At 36.9% G+C, this 6,385-nt stretch carries 6 protein-coding genes and 1 pseudogene; 2 read left to right on the top strand and 5 right to left on the bottom strand.

The window, feature by feature from the left end; genetic code table 11:
- Positions 1-938: FAD-binding oxidoreductase (locus ACFVSH_RS21555; protein WP_387707735.1), on the bottom strand; the 938-nt coding region annotated here is incomplete at its 3' end.
- Between the two features lie 503 nt (positions 939-1,441).
- Here ACFVSH_RS21555 and ACFVSH_RS21550 point away from each other — a divergent pair.
- On the top strand, positions 1,442-2,230 hold the full coding sequence (locus ACFVSH_RS21550) for a FadR/GntR family transcriptional regulator (protein ID WP_387598593.1): 789 nt from the start codon (positions 1,442-1,444) through the stop codon (positions 2,228-2,230).
- 181 nt (positions 2,231-2,411) lie between these two features.
- On the opposite strand, the gene ACFVSH_RS21545 is transcribed toward ACFVSH_RS21550, so the two are convergent.
- The gene (locus ACFVSH_RS21545) at positions 2,412-2,591 is read right to left on the bottom strand and encodes a hypothetical protein (protein WP_387598596.1); all 180 of its coding nucleotides are present in this window, start codon (positions 2,589-2,591) and stop codon (positions 2,412-2,414) included.
- Positions 2,592-2,929: 338 nt separating this feature from the next.
- Between ACFVSH_RS21545 and ACFVSH_RS21540 the strand changes: the two genes are divergently transcribed.
- On the top strand, positions 2,930-3,301 hold the full coding sequence (locus tag ACFVSH_RS21540) for a cyclic-phosphate processing receiver domain-containing protein (protein WP_192204817.1): 372 nt from the start codon (positions 2,930-2,932) through the stop codon (positions 3,299-3,301).
- Between the two features lie 334 nt (positions 3,302-3,635).
- Here the strand turns inward: ACFVSH_RS21540 and ACFVSH_RS21535 are convergent, their stop codons facing one another.
- From ACFVSH_RS21535 to ACFVSH_RS21525, 3 genes and pseudogenes are all read right to left on the bottom strand, one after another.
- Positions 3,636-4,553, bottom strand: a complete 918-nt coding sequence (locus ACFVSH_RS21535; RefSeq protein WP_387598599.1) for a DMT family transporter — start codon at positions 4,551-4,553, stop codon at positions 3,636-3,638.
- Positions 4,546-5,238, bottom strand: coding sequence for a GntR family transcriptional regulator (locus tag ACFVSH_RS21530; RefSeq protein WP_387707737.1), 693 nt, complete (start codon positions 5,236-5,238; stop codon positions 4,546-4,548). The genes ACFVSH_RS21535 and ACFVSH_RS21530 overlap by 8 nt, the downstream gene beginning before the upstream one ends.
- Positions 5,239-5,981: 743 nt before the next feature.
- Positions 5,982-6,385, bottom strand: a pseudogene (locus ACFVSH_RS21525) (class I SAM-dependent methyltransferase); the annotation flags it as partial.

The raw sequence follows: 6,385 nt of genomic DNA, 5'->3' as shown, positions 1-6,385 counted from the left end.
GCAGCATTATCTGACTCAAATTCAAAATCGAGACAATGATGTTCTGCTACTATTTCTTTAGTGAACTCTACATCTTGCTTCAACCCTGCTTCATTACCATGAAACTCCAAAAATAGTGTAGGCGCTTCGTTATAGCTTGTATCACTATAGAGATTAACCTGCTTCATTGATGGTTCATCGACAAGTTCCACCCTTGCAATTGGAACACCTGACTGCAAAATGGATACAACAGCTTCTACCGCATGATTCAATGCAGGAAATGATGCTCTTGCCGCCATAACGTGCTCAGGGATTCCGTAAACTCTCAACGTCAATTCCGTAAAGCAGCCAAGGGTTCCTTCAGAACCAACAAAAATACCGTTTAGATGGTAACCTGATGACGATTTAGCTGCCAAATTACCAGTATGTATAATCGAACCATCTGCAAGAACCACTTCAAGATCACGGACTTGGTCACGCATCACACCATACTTAACTGATGTCGTTCCACTGGCATTTGTTGCCGCCATTCCGCCCAGAGTAGCATCAGCTCCAGGATCCACGGAAAAAAACAACCCATATTTTTTCAATTCTTTATTTAGTTGCGAACGCGTTACGCCAGGCTGCACCTTTACGAGAAAATCGTTTTCACGCACTTCAAGGATTTTATTCATTAGTGAAAAGTCAATGGTTATGCCATGATTGTACGGTATGACATGGCCCTCGAGGCTTGATCCCAATCCAAAAGGGACCATCGGGATTTTGTGCAAATTGGCCAATTTCACAACATCACTAACTTGCTGTGTTGTTTCTGGAAATACAACAATATCGGGAAGACTTACAGCATGATATGATTCATCTCTGCCGTGCAATTCTCTCACTGTCTGGTTTACTGTTACTTGACTTTCCGAAAGAACTTCCTTTAAAGCGTTGATCAAATTTACACTAGTTGCTTCCATTCAATTCTCCTTCTTTCTGCTATAACATCCGTTTTTGTCATATCAAAAGCTTTGGTCGCACCTATACCAAGATTAAGTTTCTACTTCAAAGCTTCAACTATTGAATGAATCCCCCTCCCTAAAAATCTTAAAATGATATCGCTTCCATTTATGAATAGATTGACCTAGACCATTTTTGCTCATTTCAGAATTGGTCTAACCAATTTACATTATACTAAATTTTTTGACTTTTTCAACAATTATATATATATTACTTTTCTCTATAAATAAATGGTTATTTTGACAGCGTTATAGGCGGTTTTCCTACCTTCTAAACAAAAGATGAATCGCCTTCAATTGCCAAAAGAACGGTTTTGACTGAAATTAAGTAAAATATATTAACAAAATTGGTCTAACCAATAGAAAGATCTGAAATTATCTTCTTGCTTCATTAATGAATGCTTGTTAAGATGATTCCACTTAGTCGTACCAACTTGTTGTTATTGAAGGATGTGAAGGAAGTAATGGATTCTATACCAGTTAAATCCCCAAAAGTGTACGAAATCATCTTCAATCAAATTAAGGAATCTTTTATTAGCGGTGAATTGAAACCTGGGGATAAATTACCCCCTGAGCGGGAGTTGTCCAATCGTTTTAAAGTGAGTCGAACATCAATCAGGGAAGCCCTTCGAGTATTGGAGATTAACGGAGTCATTGAGGTCAGACCTGGTGACGGGACATTTATCAGACAATCTGATGTTAAGTTCCTGATCGAACTGCTATCCAACTCAATCATCAAAGCTAAGGACAATATGGTCTATGAAATGCTTGAGGTCCGTCGAGTGATTGAAACCGAGTGTGCTTTTCTTGCTGCACAAAGAGCAAACTCCCTGGATTTACAAAATATTCTTAATGCTTTAGAAGAAATGGCACGTTCGGAACATGATGAAGAATTAGGCTTGCGAGCAGATTTGATGTTTCACTATAGTGTCGCACAAGCCACAAACAATTCCATATTTGCTGGATTGGTCCATACCCTTAGTGATCAAATGAAAGATACTATTCGTGCCACTAGACGGCATCGTTTCGCAAAGCCAGGTCATTTTCAAGAAACGCTTCAAGAACACAAAGAAATCTACTATTCTATCGCATTAAAGGAAGCGGATAAAGCCAAACAACTGATGGACGCCCATATCATTCGCATTAGAGAACAGATGGCCAAAGCTACACTTGAAAGCATTGGAGATGATGCCAAAATTGTTGCTTATCAAAATGAAAAAGACCATCATCGTAATGCTGAAGGTGATAAATAAATTCCGCTTGCGATAACTAATGGAACATGGAGGTATACCTCTTGAATTATAGCTAATTGATTTTTTATCGAAGACCAATTAAATTTGACATAAAAAAGCGCCTTTTCTCAGAGGGCGCTAAATTGGTTATTTATAGTTGAAAATTTGATTCCCTTTATATGTAAAATGGTAAATATTAGTTTTACCCTTTTGATATAGTGCAGGAATCAGCGTTACACTCTTTTAGAGCATTATCAATCAATGAAAGCTGATCATTAATCATTGATAAGTAGAAAATATGATAGTCATTTATTTGTTCCTTTAACTCCAACAGCAGCGTTTCGTCCCTTAGTACAAGGAAAATCTCTTCTGGATGTAACATATCACTTCTCCTTTTAGTCAAGATACTACCTTTTACCCTAATTATTACATTTATTAACTTTTAAGTAGAAGTTTTGTACCTTATTTCACAAGGAATATTTAGAGGGAGTTACTAAACTTTTCGAAATCATGCAACTGAGTTTCATAAGGGAGTGGTTGAAGAAATACAACGATAAGTATATAGAATATTTATAAAAAAAGGCTGTCGTATATTAGCCTTTAACGTCGAAAATGTCCCCTTCATACATTTTTATGTTAGACTTAATATATAAAACCAAATTTTCTTAGGGTTTTTTGACTTTTATTAATCACACTTTTCTAAGGAAAGGAGTATAAGAAATGGAGAAAATCAGCGTTTTTCTGGATGACTATCGGAAAGCTCCCGATGGCTATGTGTTAGTCGAGACTATTGACGAATGTATAGAGCTATTGCAAAACTTTGATATTGAACACCTCTCTTTGGACCATGATTTATTAAATAAAACTAGGAATGGTTTTATGCTTGTTCAAAAGATGGTCAAAGAAAAACTTTTTGCTAACCGAATCACTATTCACTCTGCTAATTCAATTGGCGGTAAGGCAATGTATAACTGTTTAAAGCAAGCACAACGGAATTTAACAATGCCCTCTTCCATAATTGTTTCCTTACGCCCCCTGCCCCTCAAATTCTTCCCGTCAAAGGTTCTGCAACATTATATAGATATAAGGTAAACTCTGCTCATTACATTTCATGGAAAAATTATAGGATGCTTTTGAGATCGTATTACGGAAACGATTCTTTTTGCTTTAAATCAATTTGAAGATTATTGTAAGACCATCTCGACAACAGCCGTAATATGTAAAATATCGTTTCTAAAAGATCAATGTATTTTTGAATGATTAAATGCAAGCGTAAAACTCGTAAATACAAAAAAGCAATTCACATGCAGTGTAATTGCTTTTTTTGATGTATGTTCAAGCTTCGTGGTAGTTTAAAAGTTAAAGTTTATATCGCATTATATGCTATAGCAGAGATTCCATTATTTTGCCCGGTTTGCAACAGACATTACTTGTTTTTTACGAATGATAAAATCGTGATGGTACTTATAATGCAGAGTGTGCCGAGCCACTCGGCAAAACCGAATGTTACATTCAGCCAGAAAACGGATATTAAGGTTGCTGATAATGGCTCAACTGAAGCTAATAAACTTACCTCTGAAGCCGAGATGAATTTTGTACTTTCCAAATAAAAATAAAAAGCAATGATCGTTCCGAAAATGATGATGAATAATACCGCTGAAAATGAAGGTAACGTCCAATTGCCTTCGAATGCCCATGGAGGATGAATCATGCTAAAGCATATGCCCCCAATCAACATTCCCCATCCTACAACAATCATTGAGCCCCATCTTGAAAGGAGTTCATACGGCTGCAATGTATAGAATGCCAATGCAAAGGCTGATGTTACTCCCCAAAATACTGCCCACCCCGAAATGGAAAGTGTATGTATGCTACCTCCTGTCACAAGCAAAAAAGTTCCTAAAATCGCTATGATCACTGCTACACTCACAGTAATGCTTGGAAGACGTCTGGAATGAATGGCTAAATAACAAGTGATCAGGGCCGGCGCCAAGTATTGAAGGACTGTAGCGGTGGCTGCGTTGCCATGTTCAATCGCTGCAAAATATGTGTATTGGACAGCAAGCATTCCCAGAATCGCAAAAAGGATAATTTGAAACGCATCTTTTTTAGTTTTCCAAATCTCAAAAACTTTCAGTCTTTCGTTCTTATATGCGACGCCTAATAAGATGATTCCAGAAAGCAACAAGCGCACAACAGTGAGCCACTCAGGACTGAAACCTTGATGCTGAAATAAATATTGAGCTGCCGTTCCTGATACTCCCCATAACGCAGCGCCAGTCAGTACTAGTGCAATCCCTTTATTTCTTGAAGTTGACATAGCAACTAAAGTATCATCACTCATATTTATCTTCCCCGCTTTTTATACGTTTCGAATGGGCTTGAATCCTAAAATAACTTTCTTTCCAATTCTTTTCTATCATATTAAGCGCCATAGTGGAATTTCCATTCCTTAATGCCTGTATGATTCTATCATGCTCATCAACGGAAAGATGAACATCACTAACCTGATTAAAATAAAACAGTTCTATCCGTATAAGTTTTTGTTTGAGTCCTGATAGAATCCGCTTTAATTCATCATTTGTAGAAAGGTTGATGTAAATGGAGTGAAAGTCATCATCTTTCTGAACGGCCACTATTTGATTTCCCGCGTCGATTGCTTTTTTCACTTCATGATTGATGGCTTCCATCTCAATTAAGTGTTTTTCTTCAATGAAATCAAAAGCCTGTTCCATAGCCAACTTTTCCAGTGTCCAAACAATGGAATATATGTTTAATACCCCTTCGAATTGAATAGGGGAAACAATAGTTGAACGGCTAGGCTTAGTCTCTACAAATCCATCATCCTCAAGCTTTAAAAGTGCTTCTCTAATGGGAGTTCTGCTTACTCCCAATTGTTCAGCTAATTCTTTGTCACGTAATTGTTGGCCTGGTGTTAGGATTCCCTGTACAATCCAATCCCGCAATATCATATATGCTTCTTCACGTACAGAAGTACGTTTGATTTTTGGTGTTGAATTTGAATGCACCAACGGCTTTACCTCCTTGAAATACCAATATATAATATGCAATATATCACATATTGCATGCCGTTGAAATATCAATAAGAAAGTTTTATCGCTGCATTTTTTAATTGATTTCATAATTGCTCCACCACATGGCGTAAGACTCAGTGTTGATGGTCTCGTCAACGGAGAAAGTAAAAGCCAAGAATAATAGAATGCAAACACTATCTTTTCAAACCAAATGACAACACTCACAACCAGAGTGGTGTCTTTTTATTTGGATTATCCCATCATTGAGAAAGTAATTGGCGGTCGATTTTCGTTCCGTTTTAAGTAAGGGAAAAAACATTTAAAAATATCGGAGAATTCGAGGGGAGTCTTTCCATTAGGGGAGGTCATGTCGAAATACCAAAGAAACATGACTTTAGTCAAGCTTCTTCGGTTGCAGCAAAAGTCCGGTTGCGAATTCCGTTAGAATGTTTTCTAAAAAAATGTCTTGAAAATGTCTTGGTGCTGACCGCACTCATTACAGGAATATTCTATTTCTAATGCATCTTGAGTTACTGTATGTACGGTCTCTTTTTTACATGTTTCACAAAATCTCTTTTCGGATATTTCTTTCATGTATCATTCACACTCCGTTTTCCCATCGATGTTTTGTAGCCTTCTTACTATTATTTTGCGAATATCCTTCAGAAAAAATACCTTTTTCCTGAAGGACCTTAAAAAAGAAGATAATGAATTCAGGGGAAATTGGACTGGAATAGTTAATTTCTCCGCGGATTCCAATACATCAAAGCTGCATGAAACGGATATTCGTATTCGAATACTCCTTCTTTTTCCACCACATATTTATTAAGGATCGTTTTTACTTCATCATAGGAAAAATGTTCGTCGAGAATTTTAGTCGTATTATCGCGCATCATTTCTTCATGGGTGGAATAGATTTTTTTACTTTTCAATTTAACGATCTTACAGTCCGCCAGTATTCCAAGTTGATACAAAACATTCAAGATGTGTATGTAATCCCGCTTTCTTAAATTGATCGTATATCCTCGTTGCTTCAATTCCATATAATGAGGTTTTTCTGGTCCGGTTGTCATGCCTACTATCACTAATCGTGCTGCAGACTCATTCATTTTTAATAAGGTTTGACCGATTTCTGTCATAC

The organism is Peribacillus sp. NPDC058002 (genome assembly GCF_042886655.1).
Lineage (GTDB): Bacteria > Bacillota > Bacilli > Bacillales > DSM-1321 > Peribacillus > Peribacillus aracenensis.
The sequence above is the reverse complement of the archived record's forward strand: the minus strand, read 5'-3'. Positions and strand labels throughout refer to the sequence as shown.

Bases quoted from the DNA above. Each gene is read 5' to 3' on its own strand.
- ACFVSH_RS21550 (WP_387598593.1), top strand. From the start codon at position 1,442: ATGGATTCTATACCAGTTAAATCCCCAAAAGTGTACGAAATCATCTTC.
- ACFVSH_RS21545 (WP_387598596.1), bottom strand. From the start codon at position 2,591: ATGTTACATCCAGAAGAGATTTTCCTTGTACTAAGGGACGAAACGCTG.
- ACFVSH_RS21540 (WP_192204817.1), top strand. From the start codon at position 2,930: ATGGAGAAAATCAGCGTTTTTCTGGATGACTATCGGAAAGCTCCCGAT.
- ACFVSH_RS21535 (WP_387598599.1), bottom strand. From the start codon at position 4,553: ATGAGTGATGATACTTTAGTTGCTATGTCAACTTCAAGAAATAAAGGG.